At 53.4% G+C, this 1,659-nt stretch carries 1 protein-coding gene; it reads right to left on the bottom strand.

What is annotated here, in order from left to right:
* Nucleotides 1-157: 157 nt before the first annotated feature.
* The gene (locus tag ACRESJ_RS17265) at nucleotides 158-1,588 is read right to left on the bottom strand and encodes an IS1182 family transposase (protein WP_431758981.1); all 1,431 of its coding nucleotides are present in this window, start codon (nucleotides 1,586-1,588) and stop codon (nucleotides 158-160) included.
* Nucleotides 1,589-1,659: the final 71 nt, after the last annotated feature.

Below are 1,659 nucleotides of genomic sequence, written 5' to 3'. Positions count from 1 at the left end.
CCAGAGTGTGTAAAAACACTTTCCGTATGTTGGATGCCTAAGCCCAGCGCTCTTGGGCGAGGCGATTTCCCGAACATTTGCCAAGATCAGCGCCGATAGCGCGTCAGAGCATTTATGAAGCGCTCTGGCACCTCTTGGAGCAGCAAAAGCTGCCGCTTTACGCCGCCATCGCCTTCAGCAAGCCTTCTGTACCGATGATTTTCATAACGCGCTTCAAGTTATAGGCGAGCACATTCAAGCTCATCTCCGCACTCACCCCGTTCAGTTTTCGAGTCAGGAAGTGCGTTGCCCCCATCCATTGCTTGAGCGTCCCGAAGGGATGCTCAACAGTCCGTTTTCGAACCTTCATCATCTCTGGTGCTTGGTTCAACCGATGCTGCATTTCCTCCAGCACAGCTTCATGCTCCCAACGCCTTACTCGACGATTTGTGCTTGGCGTGCACTGGGTTTTCAGCGTGCAACTCTGGCACTTTGAACTCCAGTAGCAGTGCATATACAAGCCTTTCTCAACGCTGGAGAATCGCCAGATCAGTGCCTCTCCCGCCGGGCAGGTGTATTCGTTTTTCGTCGCGTCATACACGAAGGCATCTTTGTTGAATCGGCCATCAGCTTTAGCGCTTGAAGTCATCGGCTTCGGCACATAGGCGGTGATGTTTGCGTTGTGACAGGCCAGGATTTCTTCGCCTTTGAAGTAGCCTCGGTCGGCAACTACCGACAACGTTTCTACGCCGATGGCTTCACGAGCCTGCTTCGACATTGAACTGAGTTGGTCACGGTCAGAACCTCTGTTGGTGACCTCGTGAGCAACGATTAAATGGTGCTGCGTATCGACAGCCGTCTGCACGTTGTAGCCAACGATCCCGCTGCCGCGCGTCATCATCGAACGGGCATCCGGGTCGGTCAGCGAAACCTGTTTATCTGGCGATTCGTTGAGCTGAGACTCAATCCCCTGAAGCTCTTTCACCTGTGCTTTGAGCTTGGCGATTTTATCTTCCAAGCTCACCGTGTCGGGCTTGGAGGCGCTAGGGATCTGGCGATCAGCCGCATCGAGCGAGGCCAAATAACGGCTGATGCTCGCCTCGATTTCTTCCATGCGCCGCTTCAGTTTGGCGCTGGTGAAGTTCCGGTCGCGGTTGTTCACGGCCTTGAATTTACTGCCGTCGATGGCAACCAGGTTTTCGCTAAACAACCCCAACTGCTGGCAGAGCAAAACGAACTGGCGACAGACACCGCGAATGGCTTTGCTGTTGTCTTTTCGGAAGTTGGCGATGGTCTTGAAGTCGGGCATCAGGCGCCCGGTTAACCACATCAGCTCGACGTTACGCTGAGCTTCTCGCTCAAGACGTCGGCTCGATTGAATACGGTTTAGGTAGCCGTAGATATAGATCTTCAGCAGGATCGCAGGATGATAAGCAGGTCTGCCAGTTTCGGCTGGAATGACGCTATCGAAACCCAGTTTGGCTAGGTCGAGCTCATCGACGAAGACATCGACCACACGCACTGGATTGGTATCGCTGACGTAGTCGTCGAGGCTTTCTGGAAGTAAGGTACTTTGACCTCGGTGTTCACCCTGGATAAACCGTTTCATGGGTTTCCCCTGCGATGAGATTCTCAGAAATCATAGCAAGGGTTTGTCCGGGTGTTTTTACACACTCTGGG

It is taken from the genome of Pseudomonas sp., from assembly GCF_050739655.1.
Taxonomy (GTDB): Bacteria; Pseudomonadota; Gammaproteobacteria; order Pseudomonadales; family Pseudomonadaceae; genus Aquipseudomonas.
Note: the sequence above shows the minus strand (reverse complement) of the source record. Positions and strands in the feature narration are given on the sequence as shown.